Annotated in this window: 16 protein-coding genes; 10 read left to right on the forward strand and 6 right to left on the reverse strand. The window is 41.1% G+C overall.

Annotated features, from left to right (window positions below; translation table 11 throughout):
* Positions 1 to 343 precede the first annotated feature (343 nt).
* From Q8M41_RS15020 to Q8M41_RS15030, 3 genes are all read left to right on the forward strand, one after another.
* Positions 344 to 1,669 carry a glycosyl hydrolase family 28 protein gene (locus Q8M41_RS15020; protein WP_305366105.1) on the forward strand — a complete coding sequence of 442 codons (1,326 nt, stop codon included), beginning with the start codon at positions 344 to 346 and terminating at the stop codon, positions 1,667 to 1,669.
* 67 nt (positions 1,670 to 1,736) lie between these two features.
* Complete coding sequence (locus Q8M41_RS15025) at positions 1,737 to 2,330, forward strand: hypothetical protein (RefSeq protein WP_305366106.1); 594 nt, start codon at positions 1,737 to 1,739, stop codon at positions 2,328 to 2,330.
* Between the two features lie 374 nt (positions 2,331 to 2,704).
* Positions 2,705 to 4,018, forward strand: a complete 1,314-nt coding sequence (locus Q8M41_RS15030) for a DUF3887 domain-containing protein (protein WP_305366107.1) — start codon at positions 2,705 to 2,707, stop codon at positions 4,016 to 4,018.
* 70 nt (positions 4,019 to 4,088) lie between these two features.
* Here Q8M41_RS15030 and Q8M41_RS15035 read toward each other — a convergent pair whose 3' ends face one another.
* The gene (locus Q8M41_RS15035; RefSeq protein ID WP_305366108.1) at positions 4,089 to 5,492 is read right to left on the reverse strand and encodes an alkaline phosphatase PhoX; all 1,404 of its coding nucleotides are present in this window, start codon (positions 5,490 to 5,492) and stop codon (positions 4,089 to 4,091) included.
* 234 nt (positions 5,493 to 5,726) lie between these two features.
* Here Q8M41_RS15035 and Q8M41_RS15040 point away from each other — a divergent pair, with 234 nt between their 5' ends.
* Positions 5,727 to 7,025 carry a sensor histidine kinase KdpD gene (locus Q8M41_RS15040; protein WP_305366109.1) on the forward strand — a complete coding sequence of 433 codons (1,299 nt, stop codon included), beginning with the start codon at positions 5,727 to 5,729 and terminating at the stop codon, positions 7,023 to 7,025.
* 2 nt (positions 7,026 to 7,027) lie between these two features.
* Here Q8M41_RS15040 and Q8M41_RS15045 read toward each other — a convergent pair whose 3' ends face one another.
* The 3 genes from Q8M41_RS15045 to Q8M41_RS15055 all read right to left on the reverse strand — a co-directional run bounded on the left by Q8M41_RS15045 (position 7,028) and on the right by Q8M41_RS15055 (position 9,544).
* Positions 7,028 to 8,260, reverse strand: coding sequence for an MFS transporter (locus Q8M41_RS15045; RefSeq protein ID WP_305366110.1), 1,233 nt, complete (start codon positions 8,258 to 8,260; stop codon positions 7,028 to 7,030).
* Between the two features lie 79 nt (positions 8,261 to 8,339).
* A complete protein-coding gene (locus tag Q8M41_RS15050) occupies positions 8,340 to 8,861 on the reverse strand; it encodes a hypothetical protein (RefSeq protein WP_305366111.1) in 522 nt (173 codons plus the stop codon).
* Positions 8,862 to 9,175: 314 nt separating this feature from the next.
* A complete protein-coding gene (locus Q8M41_RS15055; protein ID WP_305366112.1) occupies positions 9,176 to 9,544 on the reverse strand; it encodes a hypothetical protein in 369 nt (122 codons plus the stop codon).
* Between the two features lie 140 nt (positions 9,545 to 9,684).
* Between Q8M41_RS15055 and truA the strand changes: the two genes are divergently transcribed.
* The 6 genes from truA (at position 9,685) to Q8M41_RS15085 (ending at position 14,292) form a co-directional block, all read left to right on the forward strand.
* Positions 9,685 to 10,485, forward strand: coding sequence for a tRNA pseudouridine(38-40) synthase TruA (gene truA, locus Q8M41_RS15060; protein WP_305366113.1), 801 nt, complete (start codon positions 9,685 to 9,687; stop codon positions 10,483 to 10,485).
* 125 nt (positions 10,486 to 10,610) lie between these two features.
* Positions 10,611 to 11,447 (forward strand): VOC family protein, encoded by an 837-nt coding sequence (locus tag Q8M41_RS15065; protein WP_305366114.1) that lies wholly within the window; start codon positions 10,611 to 10,613, stop codon positions 11,445 to 11,447.
* Between the two features lie 32 nt (positions 11,448 to 11,479).
* The gene (locus Q8M41_RS15070; protein WP_305366115.1) at positions 11,480 to 11,935 is read left to right on the forward strand and encodes a hypothetical protein; all 456 of its coding nucleotides are present in this window, start codon (positions 11,480 to 11,482) and stop codon (positions 11,933 to 11,935) included.
* 118 nt (positions 11,936 to 12,053) lie between these two features.
* On the forward strand, positions 12,054 to 13,211 hold the full coding sequence (locus tag Q8M41_RS15075; protein ID WP_305366116.1) for a low specificity L-threonine aldolase: 1,158 nt from the start codon (positions 12,054 to 12,056) through the stop codon (positions 13,209 to 13,211).
* A 12-nt stretch (positions 13,212 to 13,223) separates the two neighbouring features.
* Positions 13,224 to 13,829 carry a dihydrofolate reductase family protein gene (locus tag Q8M41_RS15080; RefSeq protein ID WP_305366117.1) on the forward strand — a complete coding sequence of 202 codons (606 nt, stop codon included), beginning with the start codon at positions 13,224 to 13,226 and terminating at the stop codon, positions 13,827 to 13,829.
* A 226-nt stretch (positions 13,830 to 14,055) separates the two neighbouring features.
* Positions 14,056 to 14,292, forward strand: coding sequence for a hypothetical protein (locus Q8M41_RS15085; RefSeq protein WP_305366118.1), 237 nt, complete (start codon positions 14,056 to 14,058; stop codon positions 14,290 to 14,292).
* 234 nt (positions 14,293 to 14,526) lie between these two features.
* On the opposite strand, the gene Q8M41_RS15090 is transcribed toward Q8M41_RS15085, so the two are convergent.
* Positions 14,527 to 15,729, reverse strand: a complete 1,203-nt coding sequence (locus Q8M41_RS15090; protein WP_305366119.1) for a hypothetical protein — start codon at positions 15,727 to 15,729, stop codon at positions 14,527 to 14,529.
* A gap of 1 nt (position 15,730) precedes the next feature.
* The gene (locus Q8M41_RS15095) at positions 15,731 to 16,957 is read right to left on the reverse strand and encodes a hypothetical protein (RefSeq protein ID WP_305366120.1); all 1,227 of its coding nucleotides are present in this window, start codon (positions 16,955 to 16,957) and stop codon (positions 15,731 to 15,733) included.
* Between the last annotated feature and the right edge of the window lie 272 nt (positions 16,958 to 17,229).

The raw sequence follows: 17,229 nt of genomic DNA on the forward strand, positions 1-17,229 counted from the left end.
GTATTGAGTATTGAGTATTGAGTATTGAGTATTGAGTATTGAGTATTGAGTATTGAGTATTGAGTATTGAGTATTGAGTATTGAGTATTGAGTATTGAGTATTGAGTATTGAGTATTGAGTATTGAGTATTGAGTAAAATATTCTCGTTATAATTAACTATTATTCGTTATTGAAAATAATTGTAAGCTTTAATAACAGTAATTCAAAACTACGGAATTAACAAAAAGTATTTGTTAAACTAATAATATGAATTTGCTTAATAAGGTTTTTAAAGAGATATTAATGGAGTAAAAATAAATTGATAAGTTTACTTTATTCAATATCTATCCTAAAAATATCAGCATGTTTCGAATAAAACTAAAATCTACTTTATTTTTCATAATACTTCAATGTTGCATTCTGCAAATTGAAGAGAGTGCAGGAAATACAAAGAAAATATTCACAGCACTTGAACAGAATAAAGCGGGAGGGGTAATAACGCCTAATGATTTTAAAGGGACTGATACCGAGTGTATTCAATCGGCTATAAATGCTGCAAAAGGCAGCAGTGATAAAGTTGTCATCCCTATGCACAATGCCAGGGGAGGAAATATCTGGAAAATTGACCGGGCGATTTTATTACCAAGTAATATGAGCCTGATACTTGACAATTGTATTATTCAATTATCGGATCAATGCAGAGACAATATGTTCAGAAGCGATAATATAGGTGTTGGGATTACCAATCCGGGATGGAATTATAATATCAGTATTGTAGGAATAGGTGAGGTACAATTGAGAGGCGCAGAAAATCCACGTTCAACAGGAGATGCTTACAGAACCCTTACATTAACTAATGAGAAAGGCAGAGTGAGCTATGGAAGTGATGCCGGAAAGGAGGGTATGAAACAAAAAGGCGACTGGCGTAATAACATGATTCAGATTGCAAAAGTGGATGGGTTTAAATTCAAAAACATAACAATTAAGAACTCACATGCATGGGCTATTAGTTTTGAACGAACCAAAAATGTTGAATTGTCGTCATTAAGATTTATGAATCCGGAATACATTCAGGTAAATGGCGCTGAGGTTAAAACGTATAATAAGGATGGTATTAACCTGCGCCACGGCTGTAAATATTTCAGGATAGACAATATTACCGGGATAAATGGAGATGATTTAATTGCACTTTCAAGTCTCGATGCTGCCCCGTATTATCATAGTAATGGGGATATCAATTCTTACCAGGTTACTTCCACCAAGTGGACTGGTTCCGAAGACGATACCGAGCAGGTGTTTATTACGAATTGCCAAACGAATTATACAGGGGTTGCAATCCGGGCAAGTGACAATGCCAGCATTCATCATGTTTATATCAACGGGGTGATTACAAAAGCAAGACCCGATACCTCGCCTCCCTATGGCGGAAGCCCTTATACAGTATTGGTGGGTGGTCGAGGTTATGGTGATAATTCGGTCAGAGGTAAAATAAATAATATTTATGCGACTAATCTTTTCGGTGATGGAAAATCATTAATTCTGGTTGAATCTCAAGTATCTGATTGTCAATTTATTAATGGTATTTATACCGGGGCAGCCCCGGATGCGATAACGTATAATGTAGACAAAAAAACAACTACAAACATAACCGAGGTGAACTTAATCAAGGTGTCGAACAGCCCGGAATAATGATTCAGGATTAGTAATAAATATAATTGAAAGGTATTATTTGGCATTATATCTGCGTTAAATCGGTATGAAAAGAATTGTGCTCATTAGTTTTATTGCCTTGTTTGTTTCAGGCTGCGGGGTATCCCGAAAGATCAGTCTACTGGAACAATGCCGCTACGATATAAAATCTGCTGATAGTGTTTATGTTGCAGGCAGGGACATTACTCGACAGATCAAAACAGGAAGCTTCGACCTTGGCAGTGTCCCAGAACTCGCCATTGGACTTTTAAGAAAAGATATCCCCCTAAGGGCAAGGCTTAATCTGGGAATAAGTAACCCCGGATCAAAACCTATTGAAATAAACCAGTTCGATTACATCATTTCATTTAAAGGCCAGGAATTGGTCAATGGGACTACCGACAGGCGGATTGATATCAATCCGGAGGAAACCACTGTTGTGCCGATCATGATCAGAGCCAATATCTACTCCATCTTATCCGACAGAAACACAAGAGAAGAAATCTTTTCCTACCTCCGCGGTACAGAAGGAAAGGATAATGTGCAAAAGAGTCTGATCAGCATTAAAATCCGTCCGAGTATCAGAGTTGGGAATAAACTGATAAAATATCCGGGTTATATCACTATTGATAAGGAATTGAGCAGTAGTATGTTCAAATAGTACAAAACAAATAGGCCATTCCCTGATTTGGGAACGGCCTTAAACTGTTAGATGATTCGCTTAGGCCAGGGTTAATAGTACTGTCAAAAGTTTTTAAACCCGATTGCAGCGGATACCGGCCAGTGCTTAAGGCTTGTGGGGTATGAGTGGAAAGCGGGACTCCCATTTAAAAAGAGCACAACAGCACCTTTCCAAAAGAATGAATCCCTAATACCACCTCAGATATAAATCTTAAACTATTTTCTAAAATTTAGTAATAACCCATTCAAAGCTGTCAGTTGATTTACCGTTCTGAACTCTCATGAATTTTATTCTATGCCCTTTAAACCTAAATTTTATTATCTTTCGAGCCTGATATAGAAATTTTATTATTAATGAAATCATTTAAGATCCTGTTTGTACTGTTATTTATAAGTCAGATCACTTTTGCCCAAAGTATTGTCAATCTGATCAACCGTGCCGATTCGTTTTTCGACACGATGGATAAGGGTAATTTTGAAGAGGCACACGGCTTTTTTGATGAAAGTGTAAAAGGGCAGATCTCCCCGGATGAATTAAAGCTGTTCTGGCTCAGGCTGGGAAACAGTCTTGGAACTTACCAATCTGTAGATGGAGCCAAGAACACCGTAAAAGGGGAATATTTTCAGGTAATTCTAACTTGCGGATTCTCTAAGGGCTCTCAAACCTTCACGTTTGTATTTAATAAATCTGAAAAACTTTTAGGATTCTTTGTAACGCCCCAAACAACTGAGGCAGAGTATCTGGCTCCGGCTTATGCAGATACAACACTTTTTTCTGAGAAAGAGATCAGCATAAAATTTGAAGAAGGCCAAATGGCGGGCATATTTACCAGTCCGAAAAATTTGGCCAGCTTTCCCGTAGTAATCATGGTTCATGGTTCCGGTCCCTCAGATATGGACGAAACTGTTGGACCCAATAAACCTTTTAAAGATCTGGCGGCAGGACTCGCAGCCAAAGGAATCGGGAGTATCCGTTATGTAAAACGTAGCATGGTTTACCCGGGATTCTTTAATAAAGCATTTACCGTTAAGGAAGAAACAATTGATGACGCATTGAGTGCAATTACGCTGGCAAGTACCCTTCCCGGTGTAAACAAAAGCCAGATTTACCTTTTAGGGCATAGCCTTGGAGGGATGCTGGCCCCAAGAATTGCCGCTCTTGCACCATCATTGAACGGGATCATTTTGGCAGCTGCTCCGGCAAGGAAACTATCTGATCTGATAGCTGAACAAAATATTTTCATTTACAAAGCCTCAGGGGATACTACTACGGCTGGGAAGCAGCAATTCATTGAATCATCCAATGAAATAGACCGGTCAAGACTTCTTAAACTGGGCGACATCGCTCCTGATTCTGTAATACTCGGTGCACCGGCATCCTATTGGATAGATTTGAATAATTATGATCAGCTGGCCACATCAAAAAGAATTAAAAACCGCATTCTGATCCTTCAAGGAGCGCATGATTTTCAGGTTTCTGTACAGGATTTTAATATCTGGCGAACAAGTCTGGCAGCAAATAAAAATGCATCCTTTAAGCTGTACCCTGACCTTAACCACCTCTTATCTTCACAAAAGGAAAAAGGAACCGGTGTCCAGTACCGTACACCGGCAAATGTTAGTCCGGTTCTGATTAATGATATTTCGCTTTGGATAAAAGGTAAATAAACAAGCATTCCTTTAAACACAAAAGCTCCGGCAATATTTGCCGGAGCTTTTGTTATTTAAAACGATTCCCTTAGCTGTTCCAGGGGCCGGTGATGGCCAGTGTTAGTCCCGGGGACTGAATATTTACAAATAAAGTCTTACCAGCGGGTGAGAAAACCGGACCTGCAAATTCTGATTTGGGGTATCCTACATTTTTTGCGATCACATAAGTCTTTCCTTCAGGAGTAATTCCGATAATCCTAGCATCCGATTTGTCTTCACAAATGATCACATCGCCCCATGGAGCTATGGTGAGGTTATCGCAACTCTGAAAGGTATCTATATCATTGGATTCAAGGAACAATTCCAATTTTCCGGGTGATTCGCGTTCACGTTCCTGGCCTTCGTACTTACTTGGAATGTATTCGAAAATTTGTCCGTAACTTTTATGTCCTCCGTTTGTACAGGCAAAAAATAGTTCATTCTTTCCATACCAGATCCCCTCTCCACGGGCAAAGCGGGCAGCACCATTTTTATATCCTCTTAATCGCAGATCATCATCAGGAGCTTCAACATTATCAAGATCAATCCAATGAACGTCAAAGCTTTTCTTCTGCGGAAATTTATCAGTATCCAATTTCTCCCAATTCCTGGTATCTGCACTTGTCCATTCAGTAATGACCATACATTGTAATTTGCCACCCTTATAAAGATCCGCGAACTTATTCGGCAGGTAACGATAAAAAAGACTATCGCCACTATCCTCAGTTTGGTAAACTATTCCTTCAGTCGGATGAACCGCAACAGCCTCATGGACAAAACGACCCATGGGTTTGATTGGAACTGGTGCGGTTAAGCCAACCTTATCCGAAGCAAAGATTTCGAAATTATAGCCATGATCCTGTTCAAGGTTACCCTTTTCACCACCTTTCACCAATGTGCTTTCCTCACAGGTGATCCAGGAATTCCATGGAGTAATGCCTCCTGCACAATTTCTAACTGTTCCAATCAGACTTAAGTATTCGAGCTCTACTTTCTGTAGTTTTTCATCATAAATCATGGTGCTTGTCCCGCCATAACACAAACTCTCAACCTTACCAAAATCATAAATATCTTTCCGGTTGACTTTATTCAGCAATTCATTGTTTTTTCCAAATGGCCCGTTTGCAATTGCCCCGGGTGAGAGTTCATGATTTCTGATCAGAATGGTTTTATTATTTTTCCACTTAAATACACCCATCCCATCAAATGCTCCAGGGACAGAAAAGCCATCGTTCATTAGATCCCCTTTACGGGATATCACTTTTGCAATAAAACCATTGGGCAAACTCAAAATATCACCCTGACGGTGTGCCAATGGGCCATAATTACGAAGAAAATTGCCTTCTTCAATAAATCCCAGGGCAGCTGCATTGGCTGCAAACTGGCTCAAACCCAGAAAGCCAAGGCTTACTAATCCTGAATTTCTGATAAAATCTCTTCTGTTATTATTCATTCAAATAAATTTAAACTTAATTTTTAATAAAATCACGTATATAGATTCGAATGTAATCAGTAAAAAAGAACATGATGTTAGAGATATATTATCTAATAAACAAACAGTAATTACCTGAACTTTGTGCAGTGCATTTTTCAATACAGCCTGAGCGAATAAAAAAAATATTATCGCTTGATTATCAGTAAATTGATTAGAATTGCTCGTTAGACGCAATTGATTAAAAAACTTGTTTTGAAAGCAGATAGCATAAAAGAATATTTAATCAAAATAATAGGTCCTAAAAAAGACTTCCCGCTCGAGGCACATATTTTCCATACTATATGCATCATTTCTTCTATTATCCTGATTACAAGTCTGCCTATTAATATCTCTTATGGTTTATATGAACTTGCTGTTTTAATGGGCATTGTACAGCTAGTGCTTATGCTTTTATACTACCTCTCCAGGGTACACCATAAGTTAAAGCTCAGCATCATACTCTTCGGGCTGGCAGCAAATGCACTTTTCGTGATAAATTTTTATTTCAACTCCGGGATCGATGGCCCGGGACTGATGTTATTTCTGCTCTGTATTTTCCTGATAACTATAGTAGTTCCCAGGAATCAATACCCTTTTTGGCTGGTATTAAATATCCTGGAAGTGATGATTCTGCTGTTTTCATCCTATCATAACCCTTCCCTGATTGAGCATCGCTATCCCAATCTTTTACTACAATATTCAGATATTGGATCGACGTATCTGCTTACCGCTTTGCTCATTTTTATTGCTACAACATACATCCGAAAAAGCTATCACCTGGAGAAGATTGCAGCAGAAGAAAAAGCAGAAGAGTTGAAATTATCCAATGAAACCAAGAACAAACTATTATCAATTCTTGCTCACGACCTGAGAGCACCACTTGGTTCTATACAGAATTACCTTGAAATCTTATCAGCACTTAACTCTGATGAAATTGACCGGCAATCAATTGAATCCAGCCTGCTGAATGAAACAAAAAATACCCAGCAAATGCTCAGTAATCTGCTTCTCTGGAGTAAAACACAAATGGAAGGGGTAACCGTTAATCTCCTTCCGGTAAATCTCAAAGAATCGATATTACCTGCTATCAGGGCGCAGCAATCCATTGCAATTGAAAAGAAAATAAAGATTGAGGAGAATATCAACAAATCGATCATGGTTTTAGCCGATCGGGATATGCTCCAGCTTGCGATCAGAAATCTGGTAAACAATGCTGTAAAATTCACCGAATCGGGTGGGCAGATTGGAATTGAGGCAAAGATAGAAGGTAACATTTGTCTGATTACAATCAGTGATACCGGGAGGGGAATTCCATACGAAATGCAGAAAGACCTCTTCTCCTTAGGAGTAAAATCTACTTTCGGCACTCAAAATGAAAAAGGGGTAGGCTTAGGTCTTTCACTTTGCAAGGAATTTACAGAACTTCAAAATGGAAGAATCTGGTTTGAGAGTGAACCCGGTAAAGGAACGCGCTTCTTTATTAGTTTTAATCTTGAGTCAGCACTAGCCTGAATTTAATCCTTAGTCTTAATATTTGGCAGAAAAGCTGTAATTAATCCAATGAGAGGCATATAAGCACAGATCTCATAGACATACTCTATGCTGGTACGGTCGGCGATTCCTCCCAGAACTGCAGATCCAATCCCCGCCATTCCGAAAGCAAATCCAAAAAAGAGTCCTGAAACCATACCTACTTTCCCTGGAAAAAGCTCGTGAGCATATACCAGAATGGCAGAAAATGCTGAGGCCAGAATCACTCCGATTGGAATTGTAAGAATCACCGTCCAGAAAAGATTGGCATGTGGGAGCAAAAGAGAAAAAGGAGCAACACCCAGAATTGAGCCCCAGATCACATACTTTCTGCCGAACTTATCGCCCAATGGTCCGCCAATGATCGTTCCTGCAGCAATGGAAAAAAGGAAAATAAATAGATATACCTGTGAGTCCTGCACCGATACCCCAAATTTATGAATCACATAAAAAGTATAGTAGGTAGTCATACTGGTGAGGTAGATATATTTAGAAAAGATGAGCACCAGAAGAATCACAACAGAAAAAATTATTGTCTTTTTAGGTAGTATCTGTGCATGGCTTGCTTCTCTTCCCGGTCGCTTCGCTTTGATCCTGATCTTGCGTTTATACCAACCGCCTATATTGATCAGTAAAATAATAGCCAGTAGTGCAAGTGCAGAGAACCAGATAATATTCGATTGCCCATAAGGAACAATAATCAATGCGGCAAGCAGCGGACCAATAGAACTGCCAAAATTGCCCCCAAGCTGAAAGATAGATTGAGCCATTCCACGCCGGCCACCGGAAGCCATATGAGCCATCCTTGAAGCCTCCGGATGAAAAATAGAAGAACCTATACCTACCATCGCAACCGACAGAATCAGGATATCAAAACTTGGCGCACGGGATAAAAATATGAGCCCTACAAGTGTGAATCCCATCCCGATTGCAAGTGAGTAAGGTTGAGGCTTGCGGTCGGTATACAAACCAACAAAAGGTTGAAGAATGGAAGCTGATAACTGAAATGTTAAAGTAATTAAACCAACCTGAGCAAAACTCAGGCTGAAGGTATCCTTTACCACCGGATAGATTGCAGGTATAATCGACTGTAAAGCATCATTCAATAAATGGGAAATACTGATCGCAATAAGAATCGGATAAACGGTTTTTCCGGAAATGGAATTTTTGTCTTTTAGAGCCTGGATTTGGGGCTGCTCAGTGACCTCTTTATTCATTGATAGAATTGCTTCATGCAAATATCCGTTCTTAAATTTAAAAAAGCGAAGCCCCCGGGTAAAAAGGAAGTACTTAAGCCTAAATTTTTGACTGGAATACCTCTCTTAATTGCCAGACTGCTTTATTTTTGTCAGATATATTTCCGATTCGGATAATATCACAAAGGGCTAACAATTTATACAGTATTCTATCTTTCCTGACCGCCTTCACAACCGAAGGATAAAGCGGTAAAATGCTTTGCCCTCGTTCCTTACCCTGTTCATCAGGCCAGACCAGTTTTTCTTCGGATGAAAAACTCAAATAAAGAGAAGATTCGGAATGGGCAGTATACATTCCCTGCACTACCGAACCGAGCTGTGCCGGAAAAACATAGGGAAGTCCGAATTCCAAAAACTTCAGAAAAGCTTCCCGGTTTACTGATCTATTCTGCGGATTCAGAAGTCCCGCAATCGCCGAACGATTTAAGGATTCACTAACCTCTGAAGCAGAGATGAACAGTTTTGAGGACAAATCTTTGATTCTGATCTCCTGATCAGAATCGATAATAATTTTCAAAAGTAGTACGATATCCTGCGGGCGCATGCCCTTATGCTCTTTCATAAGAGAAAGTTAAGCATAAATATTTGATTCGCAATTCGCGAACTGAAGTAGTGACTGCAGCTCGGATTTAAACCCCAATACATTGATTAAGAGAAAGGGGTATAATCTTACTAATCTAATTTAAAAATGAGGTCGTGGCCTCCGCCACGATGACAGCTCAACATATTAAAAAGGAGATTCCCGGCGCGGAGGCCGGAATCGCATTGTCATTACAATAGTGGCGGGTTTAACCCGATACATATGTAAATAACAGGCAATATTATCCTTAAATAATGACATAGGGCTTGACCCTGTCAGTGCGGGCTTGACCCGCACTACAACGGCGCCCCCACCTGTATATCACACCTGTGTCCAGGCTGACCATGTGGCGGGTTAACCTTTAAACCGGCTGGTGCAGGTGCCGGCATAGCGGGTGTTGACTGAATATTCTGAGGACTAGCGGCAGGAACCGGCGATCCATCCGTGTTAACCAGGGGAGCTCCCACTGCAAGATCACAACGATGCCCCGGCTGACCGTGTGCAGGATTAATTCTTGGATTTTCACCACCGTCCTGAGCCGGCATGGGTGGAATACCCTGAGTTGAAATGGCAGGTTTCGCTGCTTCATTTCGCTGATCCATCATGACGGCGATTACAGTTGCACCGGCAAGGATTATTCCTCCAATTATAACGATAGTCTTCATTTTCTTCTAAATTATCCGGCATTCAATCTTTTAGAGGATGCCGGTCATGCATGAATTACAAAATTACTAATAATTTAAACAATACGGGTTTGCCGGCCATTAAATTCCATTTACTAGCTTAGCGGAATAAAGCATTACAATTGAGATATTTTGTTCATATCGGCTATAAGGGCACCAATTACTTCGGCTGGCAGAGGCAGCCGGACAAACTGAGTGTTCAGGAAGTTCTGGAGAACAGCCTTAGCCGGATCTTTAAGCAAAACATCACAATTCATGGCTGTGGCCGCACCGATGCAGGAGTTCACGCCAGCCAGTACTTCTTCCACATGGATATAGAAAAGAGCTGGAACTTCGATCTGTTTTTCCGGCTAAACCGCATCCTGCCGGATGACATTGCGCTCTTTGATATTATCCCAATGGAAGCTCAGCCGCATGCCCGCTTTGATGCCATTCAACGGGTTTATGATTTTTTTATTCATACCTATAAAGATCCCTTCCTGAGCGAAAGCAGTTCACTTTACCTCAGGCAAAGTTTCGATCTCAAGCAAATGAAAAAAGCGGTAGCCCTACTTCCGCAATATGAAGATTACCGTGCATTCTGCAAATCACCGGATAAAAATGAACATACGATATGTCATGTTTCTGCTGCAAGTCTGTACACTAACAGAATTGGCGACAGAATTCGTTTCCGGATTTCCTCCAACCGCTTTCTGGGCAGAATGATTCGCATTATAGCTCGTAAACTAATTGAAATCGGCGATGGTAGCCTTAGTGTGGATGAATTTGAAAGCCATCTGATCTCGAAAAATATTCCATCAAAAATACTTCCGGCTCACCCTCAGGGTCTTTTTCTCTCAAAGGTTACTTACCCTTATCTTGATCTTGAGCCTAAGGCAAAATTTTGGGCTTCGGTGGAAGATTTTTATTGGGAGGAAGTATGATAAAGCTAAAAGCAGAAAGCTTAAAGCTAAAAGCCTGTAGAAATTATTCTAAGCAGTCATTATGTGTTTATTAGGAATTTTCGGGGCTTATTTGCATATTTAAGATGCAATAAGTTCAATGAATTATGGTAAATCAGATCCATCCCTGTCTATGGTTCGACGTACAGGCGAAAGAAGCAGCAAACCTGTATTGTTCACTTTTTAAAAACTCCAGGATAAGCGCAGATACACCAATTGTGGTTACGTTTGAACTGGATGGGAATAAATTTATGGGCCTGAATGGCGGTCCTAAATTTAAGATCAATCCATCTATTTCAGTTTTTGTGCTTTGTGAATCGGTAGAAGAAACAAATACGCTGTGGGAAAAACTAATTGAGGGTGGTAAGGCACTAATCCCAATCGATAAATACGACTGGAGTGACCGCTATGGCTGGCTTCAGGACCGTTTCGGACTAAGCTGGCAGATCTCGCTGGAGGGTAATGCTCCAATCAAACAAAAGATAAGATCAAGCATGTTATTTACCGGTAATAAGTTTGGGATGGCTGAAGCTGCGATTAATTTCTATACCTCCATTTTTGATCACTCATCAACAGAATTGCTGATGCATTATCCGGAAGGAAGTGAAAATGCGGGCAAGGTATTGTATTCTGAATTTAAACTGCACCATCAAAACATGATTGCAATGGATGGCCCCGGTGTTCATGATTATACATTCAATGAAGGGATTTCATTTGTTGTGGAATGCGAATCACAAAAAGAAATTGACTATTACTGGGAGAGGCTGACAGAAGGCGGACGTGAAAGTATGTGCGGATGGCTGGAAGATAAATTTGGCGTTTCCTGGCAAATTGTACCGGCCATTCTTGGCAAACTAATGTCTGATCCCGAAAAGGGACCCAAAGTAATGCAGGCCTTCCTCAAGATGAGAAAATTTGACATTGAAACGCTCCTGAAGGCATAAAAATATTTTATATACTCTAAAAGCGTTTTAAGATGGCAAATCCGGCAGCTAGAAAACAGCAATCAGACAAACTAATCTTTTGGGGAATTCTGCTGTTCTTTTTGGGATTGGTAAGCGGCCTGTTTATCCCGATGATGGCAAATCCGAGAATGGGACTGAGCACACATCTTGAAGGGATTATGAATGGCATATTTCTCTGCCTGTTGGGATTGATCTGGAACAGATTGATTTTAGCCGATAGGTGGATCTACTTTGGCTTCTGGCTAGCTCTTTATGGAACCTTCGCCAATTTTTTTGCCGTTTTAATTTCCGCAATAAGCGGCGCTGGTAGATTAATGCCAATTGCAGGAGGTAAAGAAGGGGCTCCCATTATCGAAAGCATTGTTTCGACTTTGCTCATCACACTTACTGTTTTCATGCTTATTGTTTGCATTATTGTTTTAGCAGGGCTTTATAAATCTCAACGATCCGGTGACAGGAATGCATAAATCATTATTCACCTCAATAAAAACAGATAAAAAAATTTGCCGAAATTATTATCATTCCAGCAGGAATCATACCTTGTAAGCAGTATAAATGAGTACTTTAGAATAAAAAAAGAATCCGATGCACAGAAGAGATTTTGTAAAACTAGGCAGTATTATTGCCGCAACTGCCGTACAGTCTGATGTATATGGCGGAGAAATTCCACAAAAAACAGTAGCGCTTGCAGGCAAAACTGTCGATTTTGTAAATGATGGCGTGCCATTGAGTCCGAAAGAGTATGGTGAGTTATTAATGAAACTTGCCGACGAGGGAAAGATCAAAACCGACTTCTACTCAAACGGCGGAGTGGTAGAGGAACTTGAAAACAGATTTGCCAAACTGATGGGTAAGGAATCTTCGGTTTTCATGCCAACAGGAACCCTGGCAAACCACATGGCATTGCGACGCCTTGCCGGCAACAACCGCAGAGTAATTTTACAGGAACAAAGTCATATCTATCAGGATACCGGCGATGGATGTCAGACCCTGAGTGCATTGAACCTCATTCCCCTCGGACTGAATACCACGGAAATGACCCTGGCTGAGATTGAAGAGGTGGTCGGTAAAACGGCAAAAGGAAGAGTTGCCTTAAAAGTTGGGGTAATCTGCATCGAGAGTCCGGTGCGCAGGCAACAGGACCAAATGTTTGCTTTCGAAAACATGAAAGCCATTACGAATTACGCAAAAGCAAATGATATTAAAACCCATTTGGATGGGGCAAGGCTTTTTGTACAAGCAGCACATACCGGAATTGATCCCGCAACATACGGCGCCATGTTCGATACCTCCTTTACCTCCATCTGCAAATGTTTTAATGCGGCGAGCGGGGCAGTTCTTGCAGGTTCAACAGAATTTACTCATGACCTTTTCCATGAACGCAGAATGTTTGGTGCCGGCATTCCAGCAGTATGGCCTTTTGCCGCAGTAGCTCTTCATTATGTTGATTCATGGATTGAGGAATATAAAAGTGCCTGGCAAAAAGCAGAGTATCTGTTTACCGAGATCCACAAAGATGAGCGTTGCAAAATTGTTAAATACAATAACGGTTCTCACATTGTGCACCTCGATCTGAAAAATATTGACAAGAAACGTTTTTCAGATTCGCTTGCCAAACGAAATATCCGCCTCTCTGCCCCTGATTCAACCGGCTTTAACTTAAAGGTGAACATCTCCATGAACAGAATGACCGCACAGGAAATTGCCGGGAGTTTTAAGGAAGCGATGAAGGAGGTGGGATGAGATTGAAATAATATGAGAAAAATAATCGTCGGATCATTCATTACCCTGGATGGTGTCATGCAGGCCGCTGGCGGGCCCGAAGAGGGTTTCAAATATGGTGGTTGGAGTGCTCCGTATTACGATGAAGCCCTTGATACGATCGCAGAAAAACAAAAACAACCTGCCACAGACCTTCTTTTAGGCAGAAAAACCTATGAAATCTTTGCTTCCTTCTTTCCTGATCATGAAGACATTTGGCCTGGTGTTAATGATGTCACAAAGTACGTTATGAGCAACACTCTGGAAAATTCAGACCTCCCTGCCGGACAGACAGTTTGGAAAAGTTCAGTTTTTCTAAAAAGCGTAGATGACATCAAAAAGCTCAAAGAATCGGAAGGTTCTGATATTCATGTCCATGGCAGCGGCAATCTGGTTCAGACTTTGCTCAAACATGACCTGGTCGATGAGCTATGGCTTCTGATTCATCCCCTAACGCTCGGCACGGGAAAGAAACTGTTCGACGAGGGTACGATTCCGGCTGCATTTACCCTGGTAGAGAGCACGACGACACCAGGCGGGGTGATCGCAGCTCATTACATAAGAGCTGGAGAAGTTGAGACAGGTTTGATGGGAGCTTGAGAGGAATAAACAATCGTTGCATATGCTGTTCGACATTTTTCCGAAGGTCAGGTCGAATAAACAGATAATTCAGGTTTAAAGCCCGCTTTGATTTTTCTATGGAATTTGTAATTCTAAATCCGCGGATTGCCTCAGCTCTACTCTTGGAATAGAATTATTGAATAGCAAAATGCCAACCCGGAAGCTTTAAATACAAATTATTATCTTTGTATATAATCTTTATGGCATGACAAGGCAATTAATAATTGATCGGACTGTAAAAGCTATCAATCAGCTTCCAGAAGACAAAGCAGAAGAGATTTCTGACTTTGCTGACTTTGTTATAAAACGTTACGAAGAACAAAAGCTTACTGAAGAAATTCAACAACTGGCATCGGAAAGTCAGACGTTTGAATTTTTAAATAAAGAAGAAGATCTGTATTCTGAATCGGATTTAAAGGAACTATACAATGGTCAAGGGTGATCTGGTACTGATTACATTCCCATTTACCGATTTAAAAGACTCTCTCTTATCAGAACAAGCAAAATTGCAACTCTTGATAAAACGTTAGCCAAAGGACTTTTAGGTAAATTGAACAAACCCGAACTCATTGAGCTGAACAACAACTTCAAAAGCAAGAAAATATTAAAAAAATGCACTCGAAAAAAAAGTAGTTTTTAGAGAAGTCCTTAATATGGTACTTGTTTCCAGATTGGATTATGGTAAATTTTCAGCAGGGAAAACCATGAGCTGACTCAGTGCTTCATTCTCACCCATAATGATATAGTTGCCACTCTGTGAAGTTGCCATCGATGCAATCTGGAATCCGCGCCAGTTAATCCCCTGTTCCAGTCCGGGAGTAATCATTTTGAACTCAGGATTGCCGAGATCACGGAAGCCCTTTTGCGGATGATAACTAAAAAGGTGCGCATACCCGGGAGAGGCTCCGGCCACACCATACAGCATTCCATTTTTTCCGGGAGTCATAGCCATAATGCGGGGCATCATAATGGGCTTGCCCAGGTTTACAATTGTTTGCTTAAGCGGATCAAGCCGAAACAATTGCCCGTCAGCAGCATTGCTACCATAAATTGCGCCCCCGGGCATTTTGACCCAGGAATCGATGCGTCCCATTGCTTCCCGTCCCCATACAAAAGGGAGTTCATCTTTCAGAACTGAAAACGTTTGGGTTGCCGGATCAAAACAAAACAATTTATTGATCGACCTGCTTCCATAGATGCGGCCCTGCTGGTCAATAACCAATGCACGGCCCAGATAATCCTCAGGTTCCAATGCAAAAGAATGAAAGGTATCAAGGTCCTTTGCAGATGGAGCCGTTTGATCATATATCTGGGTTTTACCTGTTTTCAGGTTAAACGTGAAGAATTTGCCGGAAGGATGTACAATCCCGTAGAATTCGTTCCTATCCGGATTGAATGTCATAGCAAAAATTCCCTCACCGGCCACAGGTTCGCCCAGGTCTTTCACAACAATCTGGCCCTGAAGGTTTACCTGCAGTTCAATTATATGTCCCCCCACCCCGGTTCCGGGCTGAGGCATGGTACCAGCATAAAAAACGTTTCCGGATTTTGATCCGGTAAAACCTGTTCCGATACTTAACTGTCCTTTCACAACGTCGTCCAGTTGTTTAACCGTCTTGAGTTTACGCTGCGAAAGAGAACTGGTGAAGAGTAGTGGCGATAATCCTTTTTGTGCGCTTGTACCACCTAAAACAAAATCACCAGAAACAGTAAGAGAGCTCATTGCGTTCCGATATATCGGCATCCGCAGTTCATCGGTGTTTTCAAGTGAGGTTTCTATTGCAAAACTGCCTTTGGGATTAAAGAATGTATACTGTGCGTTCGCAATAACAGGAACGAAGAATAATGCAATCAGGGAATAAATAATTCGATTGTACATATTATTTCACCTCCTTTTCAGGGTTAAATTTTATTAAAAAGGGCACACTGCCGTTTTCAGTTCTGTCTGGTCTTTTGCGACCGGCAAAATACAAATTGCCATCCCTGTCCCGTATATCGGAACCTGTAACTTCTGTTAAGCGACCGATGGGAAATTCTAAAAGAATGTTCGCCTTGCGTTGTTCAGGATCGAATTCAATCAGGACTGTTTTGTCTTTCCGCACATAATTGCCATGCCCTCCAATTACATAATAGAGCTTACCGTTCAGCCCTACATTTAAATTGGGTACATAGGGTTTCCACTCTTCTCCTTTGGCTGTTTCAAACACACCACCCAAATCTTCCCATTTGCCGATCCCTGTTTCCTGCGGATAAAATGCCACCAGTTTAGCACCATAGGTAACCAGGTAGATGGCTTTTTTATCGGGACTTTTTGCATAAGCGGTAATACCCGTTACGATCTTTCCACCGGGAGTGCCCGGAAAGGCAGGTAAACTTTGTTTTGCAAAAACCAGCTTGCCGGTAGATTTCTCATATTTTACCAGGCGTTGTCTCCAGTCTACATAATAACAGTTGCCCCACCAATCGGTAAACAGTACACGGGGCACATGGGCACTGCCCAGCCGGCCTGCATCGTGCAACAGATTTTTTTGGGGATCGTATACAAGAAAGTGTGCCTGCGGGTAACTAATGCCATAAACAAGACCCGATTGAAGGTCCACTTCTACATCCTTAATGCTTTCATATTGCATCCCCATTCCTAAATTGGTAAGCTGCTTAGTTGCGGGGTTCCACCTCATAAAAAAGCCCCCGGCATAGCCATGTGGGTGGTTCATCAGATACTCTTGTCTCGACTCGCCCCCATCAGTGGAGAAATATATTTCACCCTTGGGTCCGGCCACAATTTTGGAGTGCATTTTTCCCTGCCATTGAAATGGCCTCAGGTGTCCCAGATCTTTGAGGAAGCCATTTAACTGGATTTGGTTCCGTGTGGGGTCATATTCATAAAAGCCCACCTTATCAGCATGATTCGTTACACCAATATAGACATTGTTATTGGCGGGATTATACCCGATAGAACCCCATGTGGAATGGGCTTCAGGAAAATCAGGATAGTCAATAAAGCTAATATTCCGTTCCGAAATGAATTTATTCAGGGAAGTATCCTGATAAGCAAACAGACTGGTAGCCTGAGCTATTAACAGCATTATGAAACAAACAATACGCATTCTTATAAGTTTTAATAATGAAACGATCTGAAAGATAAAGAAAAAATATTATTTTAAAATCCTTTCAGCTGTTCGACATGTTTTCGAAGGTCATGTCGAATAAACAGATAATACGGGTAAAACCCGCTTTGAATGAATGACCCCGAAGCAGAGCTTCGAGGTATCGCGTTATTCGAATAACCGTAATTGTGCCCTATGAAACTTCTTATAAGCAGTCTTTTCTTGGCCTTGTTCATTTATATATTTTTGAATAGTCTCCTCATTTGCGTACT

The sequence above is a fragment of the Daejeonella sp. genome (assembly GCF_030684675.1).
In the GTDB taxonomy this organism is placed as follows: domain Bacteria; phylum Bacteroidota; class Bacteroidia; order Sphingobacteriales; family Sphingobacteriaceae; genus Daejeonella.